Below are 18,536 nucleotides of genomic sequence, written 5' to 3'. Positions count from 1 at the left end.
TTGCTTATTAAACCCGAAGAACCCCACCCCGCCAAAGCTATGCTTTGTCTCCCCTCCCCGCAGGCGGGGAGGGGTTGGGGGTGGGGTTCTTTTATTATGGGTAATTTGGCGGACATGATATTATCGCTCAGAGCAAGGATTATCGGGACTAAAGTCCTTACTACAAACTTAAAATTTATTTATGCCTAGATACTTAGCAGTTTTTAACTGTCTAGAATCAAAGACGTTTCTGGAAGAGAAAGCTTTTGTTCTTCCATAACGTGTTGCATAGATATGAGAATCTTTATAAAGTTAATAAAGCTTAATCTTAAAAAGTTTGTTTTTTATTACAAAAACAAAGATTTTTGTATAAGGCGTCACTTTTTACTAGTAAACTATCGCACTATTATCACACTTTAAAGTTTGATATTGTCAGCTTTCTATTAAGTTAGCTGATTCATCTACAGTAAAATTCATACAAAGATGAGAAGACAATTTAACCGACGCAAGTTTATAATCTACGGTTCTTTAACTTTTGGTAGCAGCTTTTTTTTGAAAGCTTGCGCGAATAATTCTCCATCTGCGACAGAAAGTCCAGCCGCACCTCCTACAGCTTCTCCAGCGGCGGCTACTGCTGGTGACACGATCAAAGTAGGTATTTTGCACTCTTTGAGTGGTACGATGTCTATTAGTGAAAAAAGCGTTGTTGATGCTGAAAAGTTAGCAATCAAAGAAATTAACGCAGCTGGTGGTGTCTTAGGTAAACAAATTGAAGCAATTACCGAAGATGGCGCTTCTAACTGGGATACTTTTAGAGAAAAAGCAACTAAGCTAATCGATCAAGATAAAGTCGCTGTAGTTTTTGGTTGTTGGACTTCTGCTAGCCGCAAGAACGTTAAGCCAGTATTCGAGAGCAAAAACCACATGCTCTGGTATCCCGTGCAATACGAAGGTCAAGAGTGTTCTAAAAATATTTTCTACACTGGCGCTGCACCCAATCAACAAATCGAACCATCTGTTGATTGGCTGTTAAAAAATAAGGGCAAAGAATTCTTCTTAGTTGGCTCTGACTACGTTTTTCCTCGGACAGCTAATACCATCATTAAAGCTCAACTGGAAGCTTTAGGCGGAAAAACAGTTGGTGAAGATTATTTACCTCTTGGTAATACAGAAGTTACACCAATTATCACTAAAATCAAGCAAAATTTGCCCAATGGGGGCGTGATTTACAACACCTTAAATGGTGATAGCAATGTTGCTTTCTTCAAACAATTAAAAGGGGCTGGATTGACACCAGATAAATATCCCTCCATGTCTGTAAGTATTGCCGAAGAAGAAGTGAAAGCAATTGGTGTAGAGTATCTCAAAGGTCATTATGCAGCTTGGAACTATTTTCAAACAATAGACACACCTGCTAATAAGAAGTTTGTAGCAGCTTTCAAAAAAGAGTACGGTGAAAATCGGGTGACAAATGACCCAATGGAAGCTGCCTATATTGCAGTTTATTTGTGGAAACAAGCAGTCCAAAAAGCTGGTACTACAGACATAGCTAAGGTAAGCGCTGCGGCTTATGGTCAAACTCTAGATGCGCCTGAAGGTAAAGTGACAATGGATGCCAATCATCACATATCCAAAATTGTGCGAATTGGTGAAGTTAGACAAGATGGTTTATTTGATATTGTCTATGCTACTCCGACAGCAGTTGAGCCGGTTCCTTGGAATCAATTTGTGAAAGAAACTAAAGGATTTGCTTGTGATTGGAGTGACCCTGCTAAGGGTGGTAAGTACAAGAAAGTTTAATTCATTAGTCATTAGTCATTAGTCATTAGTCATTGGTGAATAACAAAGGACGAATGACAAATGACCAATGACAAATAAGGAGAAATAAGTGTTAGCAGGATTTTTAGAAGCTGTATTTAATGGTATTAGTATTGGCGCGGTATTATTAATCGCGGCGTTGGGGCTGGCGATTATATTTGGCTTGATGGGCGTCATTAATATGGCGCATGGTGAATTGATGATGTTTGGTGCTTATACAACATTTGTTGTGCAAAATGTATGTAAGCAATTGGGTGGGGTGTGGTTTGAAGTCTATATATTTTTGGCTTTGATTATTGCATTTATATTCACGGCAGGTGTGGGATTAATTTTAGAAAAAGGTGTGATTCGTTATCTCTATGGACGCCCATTAGAAACTTTACTAGCAACTTGGGGAGTAAGTTTAATTTTTCAACAGTTTGTCCGCAGTGTGAATTGGGTATTGATAATTGGTATCGGCTTATTTTCTCTGCTGTTTTTTGGAGGTTTATGGATTTTAAATTCTCGTACTGATTTGGGAAGGGTTCGTAACTGGATTGTGGCAGTGATATTTTTATTATCGCTAGGGGTGACAATCACAACGAGCAATTTATTGAGTCAAACTTATCAGTTAGCAGTAACTCAACCTTGGTTTGGCGCTCAAAATGTGGATGTAACAGCACCGACTTGGTTACAAGCAGGGATATCTTTAGGTGGTGTGCAATTGCCCTTTGCCAGGTTATTTATTATTGCTTTAACAATAATCTGTGTGGCAGGAATTTACTTATTTTTACAACGTTCTAGCTGGGGTTTAAGAATTCGGGCGGTAACACAAAATCGGAGTATGAGTGCTTGTTTGGGTATCCCAACTCAAAAGGTGGACGCGATTACTTTTGCACTGGGTTCTGGTTTAGCTGGTGTGGCGGGATGTGCGATTAGTTTACTTGGTTCTGTGGGGCCAAATACGGGACAAAACTATATTATTGATACTTTTATGGTGGTTGTCGTTGGGGGTGTAGGCAATTTAGCCGGGACGATTGTGGCGGCGTTGGGTATTGGTACGGCTAATTTTTTAATTGGTTCTGGGACTTTGGCTTTGTTGTTGACTCCTGTTAAACCTTTGACTGATTTTTTTACTTTTTTTGCAACGACAAGTATGGCGAAGGTGATGGTATTTGCGCTGATTATTGTGTTTTTACAGTGGAAGCCTGGGGGAATTTTTCCGCAGAAGGGACGTACTGTTGATGTTTAAACCGCAGAGACGCAGAGGACGCAGAGAATGAGGAAGAGGGGAGGAGGGTTATTAATTGAGGTGGGGGTGACGATCGCGATCGCACTCTTCCTTATAATTGTTATGCCACTGCTACTGTCGGAGTTTCGCCTAAATTTGTTGGGGCGATTTTTATCGCTGGCGATCGCAGCTTTGGGTATCGATTTGATTTGGGGTTATACTGGTTTACTAAGTTTGGGACATGGTATTTTCTTTGGTTTGGGTGGATATGCGATCGCAATGTACCTGAAGCTGCAAGTCCCTACTGGAGAATTGCCTGATTTTATGGGGCTTTATGGGGTTACAGAACTTCCCGCCTTTTGGCAGCCTTTTTATTCGTTTCCTTTGACAATAGCTTTGGTGGTATTAATTCCGGGGTTATTGGCGGGATTGTTGGGATATTTGGTTTTCCGAAATCGCCTCAAGGGAGTTTATTTTTCCATCTTGACTCAAGCCGGAACGATTGTATTTTTCAACTTCTTTAACGGTCAACAACAATTTTTCAACGGCACGAACGGACTGATAGATTTTACAACTTTGTTTGGGGCAACGGTGAGCGATGCCAAGACGCAGTTTATTTTCTACACGCTGACGGTAGTGTTTCTCGCAGCCACCTACGGAATTTGTCGCTGGTTGACAACTGGACGCTTTGGGAGGTTGTTGATAGCGATTCGTGATGATGAAAGTCGGGTAAGATTTTCTGGCTACGACCCTACAGATTTTAAGGTATTGGTGTTTGCAGTTTCCGGTGCGATCGCAGGTATAGCAGGAGCATTTTACACCATTCAAAGTGGTTCTGTATCACCCAGAGCAATGGATATTGCCTTTTCGATTGAAATGGTGATTTGGGTAGCAGTAGGCGGACGCGCTACTTTAATTGGCGCGATTGTCGGAACTTTGTTAGTCAATTATGCCCGCACTTTTTTAAGCGAACAATTTGCCGAAATCTGGCTATTTTTCCAAGGCGCACTATTTTTGATAGTCGTTACAGTCCTTCCTGACGGCATTGTGGGATGGTTGCGCAGTCAGAATATTTCTCTTTTCCACCGTCGTCAAGAAATTGCTACATATCCCACTTTAGAAGAAGACCCCGAAGTGCAACATGAACGCGAAAATATTGGAAACTGAAAATGTAACTGTTAGCTTTGACGGTTTTAAGGCTTTAAACCAGCTTAACTTTAGTATGGATGTGGGTGAATTACGAGTCGTAATTGGCCCAAATGGTGCGGGAAAGACAACGTTTCTAGATGTGATTACGGGGAAAGTTCAGCCAACCGTGGGGCGAGTTTTATTCAAAGGAAGAAACCTGCGTTCTTTACCTGAATATAAAATTGCCCGATTGGGAATTGGACGCAAGTTTCAAACACCCCGAATTTACTTAAACTTAACGCCTCGTGAAAATTTAGACATTACCAGTCACAAGAAGAAAAATGTCTTTTCTACTTTGTTTGAACGTTCTCATGCTGTTGAAAAGAATAATATTAAAGGATTATTAGAAACCATTGGTTTAACGCCGAAAGCCGATATCAGAGCAGCTTTACTTTCTCATGGAGAAAAGCAACGTTTAGAAATTGGGATGTTAGTAGCACAGTCACCTGATTTATTACTTGTTGATGAACCCGTTGCTGGTTTAACAGATGAAGAAACCTACAACATTGGCGAACTACTTTTAGCACTAGCGCAGAGTCATTCAATTTTAGTAATTGAACATGATATGGAATTTGTGCGTCAAATTGCTAAGAAAGTGACAGTATTACATGAAGGTTCGGTGCTGTGCGAAGGTAATTTTGAAGAAGTGCAAAATGACTCTCGTGTGATTGAAGTATATTTGGGAAAACAGGAAGACTAAATTTTTAGCTCTACAAGGCTTAGATATACTATAGTCACAAGCTTAGTGACCGAGTATTTGTGGAAAAAGCTATAATTGCCCTAGCTTTAGTTGAAATCGTTTATTCTTATGAGCCAACTGCTAACACTGGAATTAAGTGATGATGTCTATGCAGCTTTGCAGCAGCAAGCTGATGCCATCGGGCTTTCGGTAGCAGAATTGATTGTGACATCTCTTGATGGGCAGCATGGTCTTCTGACTGGTGCAAAGCTACAACCAGAAGTTCAGCCAGAAGAAGCACGTCAACGGTTACTTAGTTATGCAGGTGCAATTAGCTTGGGTTATGCCACAGGTATAGATAACGAAAGCATTGATGCTGACTTGGCAAAAGCTTATGCCAATGATTTTTAAACATTGGAATGTAGATAATGCTGCTTGATACGTCAGGATTGCTCTGCTTTCTCCATAAAGATGAGCCACAACATGAAAGGGCAGTTGAACTGATTGCTACTACAAGCAGAAGTCGGCTTACGCACAACTATGTTTTAGCAGAATTAGTGGCTCTAGCATTGGTTCGAGGTTTTTCCCGTTCAATTGTACTCTCATATAGCCTTGAACTAATCAACAATTCAAACGTTCAAATTGTATGGGTTGATGAGCGGCTACATCGAGAAGCAATAGATTTATTGTTAGCAAGACAAGATAAAACCTATTCATTATGTGATGCTGTAAGCTTTGTGTTAATGCGTAGGCAAGGAATTATGGAGGCATTAACAACTGATAAACACTTTGAGCAAGAAGGTTTTACTCGTTTGTTGCAGTCAGCAGGCTAACACTGCGCTGCACCTCTGTATGAAATTTTCATCTCTATATCTTCCATAGAAATTTCTAATGTCTGGCGAACAAATAGAAAATTGTGGACATCCCAATTGTGATAAAAAGCTTGCTTTAGCATAAGTAGAAACACCTTTGAGATTTTAGATTGTTCAATCCAAAATCTCAAATCCAAAATCCAAAATAATATTATCTCATTTTCTATGCAGTTTTCTCATTTTTATCTGATGCTTGCTCTGCAATATTTTTTAAGCGGCTCGCTCTCATTTTGCGGAGGCGATCGCTATTACGAACACCACCCGCCATTTCATATTCAGCGCTGTCTTTACCGTACTTGATAGCAACCACCATTAACATTTTCTCAGAAAACTGCTTCAAGTTTTTTTCCATATCTTCAACTTCTGTTAAAGTAGAGTCAACTATAGCCAGAGCGCTATTATGAACATCAATTTTATTACGTAACTGTTCGATTGAATCAATCAGTTTTTCTAAAGTATAATCTTCTTCAAATTTAATGCTTGGAATAATCGATTTCATTCCAGATGCTCTTAATTCAGCTTTTTCTAAAACGCGGGATGTACGTTTTTGACGAGACATAAATTTTCTCTTTTAAGATACTTCTAGAACTAGCTTGCCTTAATTAAACCCGATTCTGGTTCAGCATAAATCGCAAATTGCGATCGCAAAATTTTTCGCTTATACCAGTAATATCCCGGTATATAATTACTCATATACGAGGGCAAGAGGTAGAAAACACGAGAGTAGTCGCTACAGACTTGAGAGTAGTCGATACAGGCTTGAGAGTAGTCGCTACAGACTTGAGAGTAGTCGCTACAGACTTGAGAGTAGTCGCTACAGACTTGGGAGTAGTCGCTACAGACTTGGGAGTAGTCGCTACAGACTTGGGAGTAGTCGCTACAGACTTGAGAGTAGTCGCTACAGGCTTGGGAGTAGTCGCTACAGACTTGGGAGTAGTCGCTACAGGCTTGAGAGTAGTCGCTACAGGCTTGAGAGTAGTCGCTACAGACTTGAGAGTATTTGATTTTTGAAAAAAACTCAGTACACTACACTTCTTGGCATTTGTCGGGAAAAGGGGAAGGAGAAAGGGGGAAAGGTTTGTTATTTTCCCTTTCCCCTTTAACCTTTACCCTTTTCCCCTCTCTTGCAAAAAGCACTTTTGCAAGAGGTCTACTTTTATTCCTTCTTCCCTGTTCCCTGTTCCCTATTACCTATTCCCTGCCTACGCAAATAATTTCAGGAATCAAAATGGATTCCTATACTTTCAGATTTAACGCCATAAAAAACCCCACTAACTTATAGAAAGTGGAGCAATCAAGTTACAAATTTAGGAGTTACTCATCGTTAAAATCGCTATTTATACTAGACTAGCGAAATTATTCTAAAACTTTTTTCAGTTCGTCTTTAATATTTTCTACGGTGTGACCAATTTGGGCTTCAGCTTGCTTTGCTTGTCCTTCAGTTTTATCTTGTGGATTACCTGTGACTTCACCCACAATCTCTTGAATTTTTCCTTCAATATTTTTTACAGTCGCTTCTATTCTCTTTTCGACACTCATGGTTTTTATCTCCAGCTTGTAGTTGATTCAGAGAACTCGCAAGATAACAGGATTTACGCAACTGGGATATTATTTTCAGTTCGTAGTGTACCCCTCCGGGGAAGCAAGCTACGCGCAGCGTCTCGTTGGCGTAGCCTCTCGCAGAGAAGAGAGGACTAAAGTCCTCAATATAAGGGCTAGAGCCGCTTACTACAAACTACAAATCCGATTTTTTTGTGACACTTGCGTAAGTCATAGATAAATTACTACTACTTGCAAAGTGGGACGAAAAGCCCGCCCATTTCACGGGACGGGTAAGACGCTCACCCTACAAGTAATAAAATATTGCTTATCTTATTACTTGTAAGTCCCTAAAGCTATTACATAATCTAACAGTTATGTATTGTTTTTTACTTCCATCAACCGAGAGAATATTTTGGTAAATTATATTATCTTAAGATAGATGCCGATCGGTACTGTAGCAGATATTACAAAACATGAAAATCTGATAAATAAAATTTATATATATTAAACAAATAACTTTTTCGCCAATAAATGAACTATAAATTAAAACAAAATTTAAATAAAAGGAAAATAAAGGAGTGCCAACGAAAAGTCAAAAAAATATCTGGAAGAATGAGATTAATGACATCATTCGAGGTGCTTGTGGAGGTTTTTTGTTTGGCATACCCTTGCTGTACACAATGGAGGTTTGGTGGATTGGATCGCTGGCGAAAGCACAATTTATCATGACGGCGATCGCATTAATGTTTATTGTGGTTTACTTGCTCAATTATACAGAAGGCTTTCGGAAACGCAGATATACAGGTCTCGCTCATCAAGCCGCAATCGATACCATCGAAGCGATCGCGATCGGCATAGCTTGTTCTACCTTTGTGCTGTTACTATTGCGAGAATTGGCACCAGAAACCTCCCTAAAGGAATCTTTAGGTAAAATTATCTTTGAAAGTGTGCCCTTCGCTCTCGGTGTAGCATTAGCGAATCAGTTTTTGGGAGAGACTGAAAACACTAATGGAAAAGGACAAGGAAGCGATCGCGAAAATAACACAACCAAGAACAAAGGTGATGAGTTACACGCCACTTTTGTGGATGTGGGTGGAACCCTGATTGGTGCAACCATAATTGCATTTAACATCGCTCCCACAGATGAAATTCCTATGCTTGCAGCCGCAACTTCTCCACCTTGGGAGTTGGCAATGATCGCCGCATCTTTGCTGATTTCTTATGGCATTGTATTTCAGGCAGGTTTTTCTAACCAGCAAAAACGTAAAGAGCAAAAGGGAATTTTTCAACGACCATCGAGCGAAACTATTATGTCCTACTTAGTATCATTGCTAGCAGGCGCTTTTATGCTGTGGTTCTTTCAAAAATTAACTTTTAGCGACCCCTGGACAATGTGGTTAGATCACACATTGATACTGGGTTTACCCGCAACCATTGGTGGTGCAGCCGGAAGATTAGCAATATGACTAAAACAGAACAACCAAAGCGCTCAATAGCTGAGTGGATAACATTCAGCATCGCCTCATTCATCTTAGCAACCATTGTGATTCTAGTAGGCTACACTTGGCTGAACGAAAAAAATCAACCTCCCGTCCTTTCTGTCACTAAAAAACAAACAATTCGAGAAATTAATAGCCAGTTTTATGTTCCTTTTGAAGTTGTGAATAATGGAGGAGATACAGCTGAGTCAGTTCAGATTATAGCTGAGTTAATGATTGACGGCAAAGTTACAGAAACAGGAGAGCAACAAATCGACTTTTTATCTAGTGGGGAAAGCGAAGAAGGCGCATTTATATTCAGCCATAACCCGCGCCAAGGTCAGTTAAATCTACGTGTTGGTAGCTATAAATTGCCATAAGGTACTGACATATAATTTTAAGAAATAGGTAATCGTATTTTTTTCTCTCGCCAGAGATATAAAATCGGATTAACTATTTTTAAGTATATTTCATCAGAAATTTATAATTGCGATCGTTGTAATATGGGACTATTACGACGATCGAATACATTTGATCTACAAAACTATAAAGGTATATTTTATATCTATCGTTGCTGGTACTCCCCTAACGATAACTTTTTGCTAGGTAGTAGTGACGAGTATATTTTTACTCGTGGAGGCAATAATAATATCTCTACTAATCTGGAAATAACCTGATTGATGCTGGAGAAGACAATAACAAGTTGGTTAGTAATGGCGGTAATGAAACATTTAAGCTCAGTCGGTGCGATCGCAGCAGTTGCTTTCACTATCTCGATCTGAGCAAAGCATTGTCTGAACGTGAATATTTAATTGTTGCATTTGATGATATTATCTTAAAAAATTAAGGAGAAAACTTTGTGGGAGTTACAATAAATAAATTATTTAAGTTATCTGTAAAATATTTTTCAGCGATCGCAGCTATAATAACGGTTCTCCCATTACCAGTTAAAGCCGCTACATTTTTAGTAACTGACCGCGCTGGTTTAGGAGGCAATGATGAAGTTAATTGGGAAAGTTTAGGTAAAGTCTTTAATCCTTCTGCCCCTGATTTTTCGGCTTTTCTACCTAACTCTTTTTCAGCAACATCGCAACGTGGTTTAGGCTTGAATATAAATATAACTCCAACTAATAAGCCTCAAATTACTCCACCATTTGTTTTTCAAACTTTACCTCCACCTGGCATTCGGAGTAACTTCACTCTAGGTGATTTTATTCTCTTCGGAGGTATAGACCCAACAGGTTTTATTCCTCTTCCTCCCGGTACTCCCGATCCTGGTACTCAGGGAAACGGCGGGCCTTTTTCGATTAGTTTTGCCCAGCCAGTTTTTGGCGCTGGAACTCAGATAGCTGTAGACACTAGTAAATTGAAAATTGAAAATTCGATCGCCGCTTTTGATAAAGCTAATAACCTATTGGGTACTTTCTCAGTTCCAAATATTTCATCTTTAGCATTAGATAATTCGGCAGTATTCTTGGGGATTCGTAGTGATACTCCAAACATCTCACGGCTTGTTTTTAGCAGTTCTGCTCCACAATACGGCTTGGCTATTAATCAGGTAAGTATTCTTGCAACTCCCGAACCAACTTATACCTTAGCGATATTAGCTTTTGGTATTTCAGGTGGTGTTTTGAAACGACGTAAAAGTTCTTGACACTCGCGCTGCATTGAAATAATTTTCATTTAATAAGTTAGACATAAGTTAGAGATTTCGGACATACTCTAACTTATGTAAGTAACGTAAGTTTCAGATAATTATTGTCTTTAACCAAGTTCAACTCAATGTTATACAAAGAATTAGAAAACATCATAGACGCTAAGATACAAAAAGCCATACGGAAGCACGAAATTATTGTTGCTTTCATTAGTAGTATTATTGGCTTGATTTTTATTATGGGTTTGTTCCATGCTATTTTGCTCAACCACACTGAAATTCATACACTTTGCTTGTACTGATTACTGGTTGTATTCAATAGGTCTTTACGATCGAGCATTCCCTGCTGTGCAGAAAGCTAATTCAAGTTACACATCTTTTTTATAAAATGGCATTGCCCAGATGGAGAGTAAAAATAATCGCAGGGCTATATTCGTCTTATTTTTGACTGTATTTATAGACTTGCTCGGCTTCGGAATTATTCTGCCGATACTGCCTTTGTATGCCGAACAATTTGGTGCAAAACCTAATGAAGCGACTTTACTTGTAGCTATTTATTCTTTAATGCAGTTCTTATTTGCACCATTATGGGGCAGATTTAGCGATCGCTACGGTCGCCGTCCGATTTTATTACTGACTTTATTCGGTTCGGTAATTGCATACGCAGGCTTAGGTTTTGCCAACTCCTTATGGATTTTGTTTATTGCTCGTAGTCTAGCCGGGATTATGTCAGGGAATATTGCCACTGCTCAAGCGTACATAGCAGATATTACTACGCTAACTAATCGAGCTCGTGGCATGGGTGTAATCGGCGCGGCTTTTGGTCTTGGCTTCATTCTCGGTCCAGCGATTGGAGGTCTTCTAATCGGGTCAGATCCGAACAACGCTAACTTTCATCTACCGTCGTTGTTTGCAGCCGGATTATCTTTATTGGCATTTCTTTGTGCTTTAATATTACTTCCAGAATCTCTAAATTCTGAGACTAAAGCCAAAATTCAACTTCATCGCCACCGTCAGCAATCGCTAAACTTGTTACAGTTGTCACAGCGATCGCAGTTTTGTGTACTTGTTGGCATCTACTTTTTAGTCACCTTTGCTGTTGCAGCTATGGACTCTACATTAGCTTTATGGTCTAAGCAGCAATTAAATTGGGGCCCTCAACAAGCTAGTTATCTTTTTGCCTTCATGGGGATTGTCAGCACAATCATTCAAGGAGGACTAATCGGATTTCTCAAGAAACAATTAGGTGAAATCAAGTTACTTATCTTGGGGATATTAGGATTAGGTTTAGGATTACTGTTAATTGGATTCTCGCAAAGCTTAATTTTATTATTAGTCGCCGCCACACTTGTGGCATGGGGAATTAGTGTTAGTCAACCAATATTGAACAGCTTGATTTCCCAGATGACAGCCCCAGAAGAACAAGGACAAATATTAGGAATTGCCAGTTCTTGCTCTGCATTGGCACGCATCGCTGGGCCAACATGGGCAGGGGCGAGTTTTATGAAATTTGGAAGTTCTGCTCCTTTTTTGAGTGGATTTTTAGTAATGCTAGTAGCTTTAACTCTTAGTTTTCGAGTAACGAAAAGTGCATCTGAATCAAAAACAGAACGTATCGCCTGACAATCTTGATTTCAAAGTTTAATAATTTTTTGAAACAGCCTTGTATTAACGTGAGTTCGATGAACCTCTCCCTCCCAGCCTCCCTCTCCCACGGGGAAAGGGAGGAGCAACGAGAAATTAGGGTTTTGGCTCCCCTCTCCGTGTCGGAGAGGGGTTGGGGGAGAGGTCAAAAAAGGGCTTGTCGAACTCACGTTGGATTAAAAATTTTTAATCAAAAATCTAAAATCTAAAATCTAAAATTACTATGACTGGTCGCCGAGTATTATTTTTAGGTATCTTTGTAAGCATCCTCCTCACCTACGGAATTTGGATCGGTGGGAGCATTCCTGCAAGCATTATCAAACTTCCTGACCAAGGATTAAACTGGTACTACTGGAAACTTCCCCAACCAACCTTTTGGAGTCGAGCAACGGCTTGGGGTATGTACATTGGGCATCAGTTTAGCATCTGGGCGTGTATCTTGTGGGCGCAGCGATCGCAGTTGAAATACAAATCAGCGTTGCATCCGATAAATTACCTCATGCTTGCCATCAATGGTGGATTTATCGCTTTACACTTTCTCCAAACATATATTTGGTACGATGCTCTAGCTCAAGATACTTCAATTTGGGCTTCTCAAGGTGCAGTTGTACTTTTACTAGTCTTCGTACTGATTTTAGAAACACCTCGACGCGGTTTATTTTTTGGCAATTCTGTTCCCTTCCATCAACAGTTTTTGCAAATTATCAAGCTGTACCACGGCTATTTTTTCTCCTTCGCCGCTATCTACACCTTCTGGTATCACCCAATGGAAGCGACTTTGGGGCACTTGATTGGTTTTCTCTATATGTTCTTGCTTCTGCTCCAATCTTCCTTGATTTTTAACCGCACCCATGTAAACCGTTGGTGGACATTTACTTTGGAGGCTTCAGTGCTTTTACATAGTGTAATCGTGTCATTAATACTAGGACAAAGCAAGTGGCCCACATTTCTCTTTGGTTTTTTTGGTATTCTCGTGCTTACTCAGCTTCACGGTTTACCTGTGGGTATCTGGGCTAAACGTACTATCTACGGAGCCTTTTTAGTGAGTGTCCTGGCCGTTTATGCACTGACTGAACGCGGCTTGGGCAGAATTTACGAAGTAACCTATATTCCTCTAATTGAATTTGGGATAATTGGCGCAATTTACTTAATCTTCCTGCTCATCTTATGGACAATTTCTCATTTACCTGTCAAGACTTAATGTCATGTTAGCGTTGTAACTCGTTGAACTCCAGCAAGCTGAATTGCAAAATTAGAATAAAATAATAACTCACCTGGATTATTTGAGATAAACTTTAAAGAATTGAAATATTGTTTAAGTGTCCATAATTATGTCCTTTATTATCACGTTGTATAGAAGAAGCATTCTGTTTTGAAAGGATTAATTCTGCCCAATTATTAAGACTTCTATCGGAAATCCAATGTTCAAACTCATGTATAGAATGCACAATTGGCGGTATATTCAATCCCATACGAGAGCAATAGTCAGTTTGCTTTACCATCTCCTCAAATACTGTAGATGCAGCAATACTGTCATAAAAAGTCAAAATAAGAGGAATCACTGGCTTGTCGTGAAGATTTAAAGCTTCTACTGTGTTGCCAATTTGCTCGAATGCAGAATGAATTCGACACCAAACATCAGCAAGTTTATCAGCATGAAAATAGGCGCTTGTATCGGCAGACATAATACTACTTTTGCATTCTAATACGATATATGAACTTGAAGTTTCAATGAGAAAATCAGCACGCTTATCTTTGCTAGAGGTAGAATTTTTGACTTCGGGAATTCTCTGAAAATAATTAGGAATAATAAAGGGAAGAAGTGTATTTTCAAGATAATCCTCGAATGAGCGACTTAATAATCCTTCTAACCTTTTCCTAGTATTCTCCTCGAAAATAAGACCTCTAATCTGATTCCAACAAGATTCCGTAAAAGAGAAGGGATCTGGCAAACAGAATCTTTCACTATTCAATTTAATAAAAGGAACTTCTAGAAAATAATTGTAAAATAGAGGTTGATAAAAATTAGGAACACTGTTAAGTGTTTGATTAATTTTATTACGAAAGGAATTGTCAGCTTCCGAGGAAAAAAGCTCACTATTTTGCTTAACAAATATTTTTATATTTTCTGGGTTAATACCTTGTTTTTGAATTTCATCATCTATATCGAGAAATTGAGTAAAATCCCAGAATCCTTTTTTATTATAAAAATTGCTAAACACGATTAAGCAACCTATAATTTGTTTGAAGTAATTTATTTTACTTAGCTTTGTGCGCTCTAAAAAATCATCTGAAAATTTTTTATCGGAATGTTTATCTAGTAGATCAATAAATTTCATCGTTCGATGTATGCGAGCAACAGGGTATCCAAAACCTGCATTTTGAAAAGCTAGTAGTCTTTGTGCGAATAAACCAGCTATATGATCGCGAATTACTTCTAAATCCAAAATATTACTCAATCTTAACGACCAATTACGTGCTGTTTTCTCATGTTTATTTTCCCATTTTTTGATATAACTTAATAGGGCTTCTGCTTCTTTATCAAGAATACGTTTGTTTGAAATGGTATGATGTTCCCAACTATGGTAAGTATTAATTAAGCTGTCAAACGTCTCAACACTAATATCCCCATGCCGATGAGGATTACCTGCACTAGCTAGTAACATAAGTCGGACAGCATAATTGCGTTCAGTATTACTAAGCACCCAATCTAGAGGATCTGAGTATTTTTTCGGTTCCCACTTTTGCCAGCATTTCTTAGCTCCAATCTCTAGAATGGATGTTGAGTTGTAGCGGCGAATAAACTCACGTAGCTCAGAAAAACTTTTGAAATCCATTTGTAGTTAAAAAGCAGCAAGCTAAGAGGTAACATAGCAAAATTTGTATTATGTTACTATATTACTCTTAGCTCAACATTAGGTATCTCCATAAATTAATTATACATTTACCAAAACTCATGTAGGCACAATTCATTAATTATGCCTACATGAGTTTTGGAAATATCTATTAAAAAAAATAATTTTACTCACCACTACTAAGGATTTTTTGCTGTTGATAACGCAGTTTAAACTGCTGTTGCTGTATTTTATGATCCACAATTGGGTCAGGATAGCCAACAGCATGACGTTCTAAAGGTGGAATTTTCCCAGTAACTAAATATTCTGTATCTACAGACCGCAATTCTGATACCCATTGCCGAATATATTCCCCATCTGGATCGAATTTTTGTGTTTGACTGGCTGGGTTGAAAATCCGCACAGGTTTGGGGTCCATACCGCTAGAAGCACTCCATTGCCAACCGCCATTATTGGCAGATAAATCACCATCAATCAGGTGCTGCATAAAGTATTTTTCTCCCAATTGGGGATTAATTAGCAAGTCTTTAGTAAGGAAACTGGCAACAATCATTCGACAACGGTTGTGCATCCAGCCACTTTCATTCATCTGGCGCATTGCTGCATCTACAATGGGATAGCCTGTTCTCCCCTCACACCAAGCTTGGAAATGTTCTTCGTTAGTTTGCCAAGGAAAGTTTTTAAAGGCGTCGCGGAAAGCACCATCAGCTAATTCCGGAAAGTTGTACATTGCGTGTTGATAAAACTCCCGCCAAGCTAATTCCTGTTGCCATGTGCGGATATTAACTGCTGTTTCCTCACTGCGGCTATTTTCCTGTGCCTCTATAGTGGCTTGCCAAACGGTGCGAATGCCAATTACGCCAAATTTTAAAGCTGCACTCAGTTGTGATGTTCCGTCAACTGCGGGAAAATTGCGCTGTTCTTGATATTCAGTAATAGCTTTATTTGTAAATTCTTCTAATCGTTCTTGTGCCGCCGCCTCTCCTGGTGAAATAATCAAGTCACCATCCCAAATAAATCCTAAATCTTTCGCTGAAGGTAGTGCGATCGCTCCTGCAACTTTGGCAATTTCCTGTTCGGCTTCCGTTAATCCCTCAATATTTTGCAGTGTTTCTACTGGTTGAGCTTTCGGTTTGGCAATCCAATTTTTCCAGAAGGGTGTGTAAACCGTGTAAGGATTGTTACTACCCGTGCGTAACTCCTCTGGAGAGTTGAGGATTTGATCCCAGTTTTGGTTAAGAAACTCAATACCTTTTTCTTTGAGGGCATTTATAATGGTGCGATCGCGTTCTTGTGAATAAGGCTCTACATCCCAATTCCAAAAAACAGCTTTGGCATTTATTGCTTCGGCTAAAGCTGGTATCGCTTGTACAGGATCGGCGTGGAGTATTAACAACTGGCTACCAACTTGAGCATATCGCTCTTGGAGTTTCTGCAAACAGCCAATCATATAAGTTATTTTCACAGGAGCAACATCATCCCGTTCCAGAAGATTTGGATCTAGGCAAAACACGCCCACTACCTTCGGACTTTGCCGTTTTGCCGCAGCCAGTCCCGTATTATCAGAAACGCGTAAATCGCGCCGATGCCAAAACAGAATTAAGTCAGACATTCCATGCTGGATATAGTTCACCCGTACTAGCTTAGATGCTAGTGGTACCAATAAGCATCATTCTGGCGATAAATTTATTCTTTTAATGGGTATTGGGAATTGGGTATTGGGCACTGGGCATTGGGTATTGGGCATTGGGCATTGGTTATTTTTGTTGTCCCTCTAAAATTCTGATCTAAGGAAGCCTTATCTTAGTTTTTGTATACATTCCCTATTGCCCATGCCCCATGCCCTATTCCCTATTCACCATGCCTCATTCCCCGGTTTCTCAGTCGGGAATAGTGGCTTTTCATTTCAAAATTGAGTATACTCTTCTTAACAGTTAATTAGTCTTTTTGTCATGGCTAACCTACTACTTGACGACGGTACGATTGAGAGCGATTTAGACGAAATAGCTTGCGAACTTGCGCCTCTTGGCATTCAACTCAAACACTACGACCCAGGAACATCGCTACTCTTCCCTAATCTGCGAGACCAGGACGTTTTAACTGAGACCGAGAAACGTTATTGCGTAGAACTCCATAACAGCGTTTTTGAATTTCTTCAGCAAGAAAATGGCGCTCTCTGGTGTGACTTACTAAATGTGCATCCAGGTTCGTTCAATCTTCACCACCTGATCGCAACCTACGGTCGTTATCATACTCATCCTGCGCCTGAACCCCTGTATGTGTTGTCAGGAGAAATGATTTATGGCTTCGTGCAACCTGATGGCAGCCAGGTACAGCTTTTAGTTCAGGCACAAGACTATCTCTACATCCCCGCTGGAGTTGAGCATTGGTGCAGCCCAACTGCATCGTTGAATTTCAAAGGGATACGCTATTTTGCGATCGCAGAAGGTTGGGTTCCCAATTATACAGGGACTCAAGTGAGTGATTCGATCCAAAAGCCGCGTTAAAGCTCATTTATGCACGTCCTTTGGCCGAGGTCACGAAATCGCGTTGCTCCCCCCTAAGCCTTGTGAAATGCGCTGTCTTTGAGTATATCCTGTAGTCTTTAAAGCAACAGTCTCAATTCGACTGTAAAGGAACTGGGGCAAAAGACGAAGGAAATAGGCAGCTCCTAGGGTTAAAAGTGTACGGCGTGGTTCTTTAGAGAGAATATGCCAGTTGGTTGCTAATGCTTGATTCACCAACTTCACAGCCATTGCACCATCTTGCAGGCTGACTGCTCTGCGGGCTAAGTAACGCAACATATAGGCTCTAGCTAGTGTTTCCCATTGATTAACTATTTCTGGAGCATATAAGCGTGCCCTACTAACCATTAATTCCCAAGCATCTAGCTGCTTGAGAACGTTTGCTGATAGTCCCCCTGAATTTACCCTATATAAGGTCAAAGCTTCAGGAATACCCTCTATTTCCAGATCGCTCTTAACAGACATCCGAAACCAACATTCAACATCTGTTGTGTCACCATTAGGATGGCGCGATCGCTCATCGAAATAAAAATTTTCAACTGTACCGTAAAGATTGTCTTGGAATTCAATAGCTTCAAAAACTTCTCTTTTAATTACTGCTACCGAACCATTGCTAATTGGATTGCGGCAAAAGACAATTGCTGGAGTTATTCCTTCCATCTGAGGCATTTGATAAATACCTAAAGGGTTGCCATTATCATCAATAAAAGCAGAGCGGCTAAAGCTTACCCCGACATTAGGCGAATTATCTAAATGCTTAACGTGTTTTTCTAATTTTTCTGGCAACCATAAGTCATCAGCATCTAAAAGAGTTAAATATTCTCCCTGTGCATGGCGAATCCCAGTGTTTCTTGCCCCAGGTAGACCCCGATTTTTTTGACGAATAATTTTAATTCTAGGGTCTGTAAATTGCTGACAAATTTCTATACTTTTATCAGGAGTACCATCATCAATAATTAAAATCTCGAAGTTCTCGTAAGTTTGTTCAAGAGCCGATTGCAGTGTAGCAGCTATATATTTTTCTGCTTTGTAAACCGGAATAATGATAGAAACTTTCTTCATTGTTGACTATTCCCATTGATTTAATTTAAT

General features: G+C 39.6%; 18 protein-coding genes. 13 read left to right on the top strand and 5 right to left on the bottom strand.

What is annotated here, in order from left to right; genetic code table 11:
• Positions 1 to 462 precede the first annotated feature (462 nt).
• From urtA to RMY64_RS21345, 6 genes are all read left to right on the top strand, one after another.
• Positions 463 to 1,779, top strand: a complete 1,317-nt coding sequence (gene urtA / locus RMY64_RS21370) for an urea ABC transporter substrate-binding protein (protein WP_322701029.1) — start codon at positions 463 to 465, stop codon at positions 1,777 to 1,779.
• Positions 1,780 to 1,867: 88 nt separating this feature from the next.
• Positions 1,868 to 3,028 carry an ABC transporter permease subunit gene (locus tag RMY64_RS21365; RefSeq protein ID WP_322701028.1) on the top strand — a complete coding sequence of 387 codons (1,161 nt, stop codon included), beginning with the start codon at positions 1,868 to 1,870 and terminating at the stop codon, positions 3,026 to 3,028.
• A 27-nt stretch (positions 3,029 to 3,055) separates the two neighbouring features.
• A complete protein-coding gene (gene urtC / locus RMY64_RS21360) occupies positions 3,056 to 4,174 on the top strand; it encodes an urea ABC transporter permease subunit UrtC (RefSeq protein ID WP_322701027.1) in 1,119 nt (372 codons plus the stop codon).
• Entirely contained in the window at positions 4,149 to 4,895 is a 747-nt protein-coding gene (urtD, locus tag RMY64_RS21355; RefSeq protein ID WP_322682855.1) for an urea ABC transporter ATP-binding protein UrtD, read from the top strand. Before urtC ends, urtD begins: the two co-directional genes overlap by 26 nt.
• A 108-nt stretch (positions 4,896 to 5,003) precedes the next feature.
• Complete coding sequence (locus RMY64_RS21350) at positions 5,004 to 5,285, top strand: hypothetical protein (RefSeq protein ID WP_322675043.1); 282 nt, start codon at positions 5,004 to 5,006, stop codon at positions 5,283 to 5,285.
• 17 nt (positions 5,286 to 5,302) lie between these two features.
• Positions 5,303 to 5,707, top strand: a complete 405-nt coding sequence (locus tag RMY64_RS21345) for a type II toxin-antitoxin system VapC family toxin (RefSeq protein WP_322682856.1) — start codon at positions 5,303 to 5,305, stop codon at positions 5,705 to 5,707.
• Between the two features lie 202 nt (positions 5,708 to 5,909).
• On the opposite strand, the gene RMY64_RS21340 is transcribed toward RMY64_RS21345, so the two are convergent.
• Positions 5,910 to 6,305, bottom strand: coding sequence for a hypothetical protein (locus RMY64_RS21340; RefSeq protein ID WP_322682858.1), 396 nt, complete (start codon positions 6,303 to 6,305; stop codon positions 5,910 to 5,912).
• Positions 6,306 to 6,484: 179 nt separating this feature from the next.
• On the opposite strand from RMY64_RS21340, the gene RMY64_RS21335 reads away from it, so the two are divergent.
• Positions 6,485 to 6,757, top strand: a complete 273-nt coding sequence (locus tag RMY64_RS21335; RefSeq protein ID WP_322701026.1) for a hypothetical protein — start codon at positions 6,485 to 6,487, stop codon at positions 6,755 to 6,757.
• Between the two features lie 345 nt (positions 6,758 to 7,102).
• Here RMY64_RS21335 and RMY64_RS21330 read toward each other — a convergent pair whose 3' ends face one another.
• Complete coding sequence (locus RMY64_RS21330) at positions 7,103 to 7,285, bottom strand: CsbD family protein (RefSeq protein WP_322675039.1); 183 nt, start codon at positions 7,283 to 7,285, stop codon at positions 7,103 to 7,105.
• 581 nt (positions 7,286 to 7,866) lie between these two features.
• Between RMY64_RS21330 and RMY64_RS21325 the strand changes: the two genes are divergently transcribed.
• From RMY64_RS21325 to RMY64_RS21305, 5 genes are all read left to right on the top strand, one after another.
• Complete coding sequence (locus RMY64_RS21325) at positions 7,867 to 8,754, top strand: TIGR02587 family membrane protein (protein ID WP_322675038.1); 888 nt, start codon at positions 7,867 to 7,869, stop codon at positions 8,752 to 8,754.
• Positions 8,751 to 9,146 carry a TIGR02588 family protein gene (locus RMY64_RS21320; RefSeq protein ID WP_322675037.1) on the top strand — a complete coding sequence of 132 codons (396 nt, stop codon included), beginning with the start codon at positions 8,751 to 8,753 and terminating at the stop codon, positions 9,144 to 9,146. The genes RMY64_RS21325 and RMY64_RS21320 overlap by 4 nt, the downstream gene beginning before the upstream one ends.
• A 479-nt stretch (positions 9,147 to 9,625) precedes the next feature.
• On the top strand, positions 9,626 to 10,420 hold the full coding sequence (locus RMY64_RS21315) for a hypothetical protein (protein WP_322701025.1): 795 nt from the start codon (positions 9,626 to 9,628) through the stop codon (positions 10,418 to 10,420).
• Between the two features lie 402 nt (positions 10,421 to 10,822).
• Positions 10,823 to 12,043, top strand: a complete 1,221-nt coding sequence (locus tag RMY64_RS21310) for an MFS transporter (protein WP_322701024.1) — start codon at positions 10,823 to 10,825, stop codon at positions 12,041 to 12,043.
• Between the two features lie 244 nt (positions 12,044 to 12,287).
• Positions 12,288 to 13,265 carry a hypothetical protein gene (locus tag RMY64_RS21305; RefSeq protein ID WP_322701023.1) on the top strand — a complete coding sequence of 326 codons (978 nt, stop codon included), beginning with the start codon at positions 12,288 to 12,290 and terminating at the stop codon, positions 13,263 to 13,265.
• Between the two features lie 94 nt (positions 13,266 to 13,359).
• Here RMY64_RS21305 and RMY64_RS21300 read toward each other — a convergent pair whose 3' ends face one another.
• Together RMY64_RS21300 and RMY64_RS21295 are read right to left on the bottom strand one after the other, a co-directional pair.
• Positions 13,360 to 14,901, bottom strand: coding sequence for a hypothetical protein (locus RMY64_RS21300; protein WP_322701022.1), 1,542 nt, complete (start codon positions 14,899 to 14,901; stop codon positions 13,360 to 13,362).
• A gap of 184 nt (positions 14,902 to 15,085) precedes the next feature.
• Positions 15,086 to 16,531 (bottom strand): deoxyribodipyrimidine photo-lyase, 8-HDF type, encoded by a 1,446-nt coding sequence (locus RMY64_RS21295; protein ID WP_322701021.1) that lies wholly within the window; start codon positions 16,529 to 16,531, stop codon positions 15,086 to 15,088.
• A gap of 340 nt (positions 16,532 to 16,871) precedes the next feature.
• Between RMY64_RS21295 and RMY64_RS21290 the strand changes: the two genes are divergently transcribed.
• Complete coding sequence (locus RMY64_RS21290) at positions 16,872 to 17,426, top strand: cupin domain-containing protein (RefSeq protein ID WP_322701020.1); 555 nt, start codon at positions 16,872 to 16,874, stop codon at positions 17,424 to 17,426.
• Positions 17,427 to 17,456: 30 nt separating this feature from the next.
• Here RMY64_RS21290 and RMY64_RS21285 read toward each other — a convergent pair whose 3' ends face one another.
• Positions 17,457 to 18,506, bottom strand: coding sequence for a glycosyltransferase family 2 protein (locus RMY64_RS21285; protein WP_322675032.1), 1,050 nt, complete (start codon positions 18,504 to 18,506; stop codon positions 17,457 to 17,459).
• Positions 18,507 to 18,536: the final 30 nt, after the last annotated feature.

It is taken from the genome of Nostoc sp. DedQUE08 (assembly GCF_034530895.1).
Lineage (GTDB): Bacteria > Cyanobacteriota > Cyanobacteriia > Cyanobacteriales > Nostocaceae > Nostoc.
This window is presented reverse-complemented; position numbering and strand designations above follow the sequence as displayed.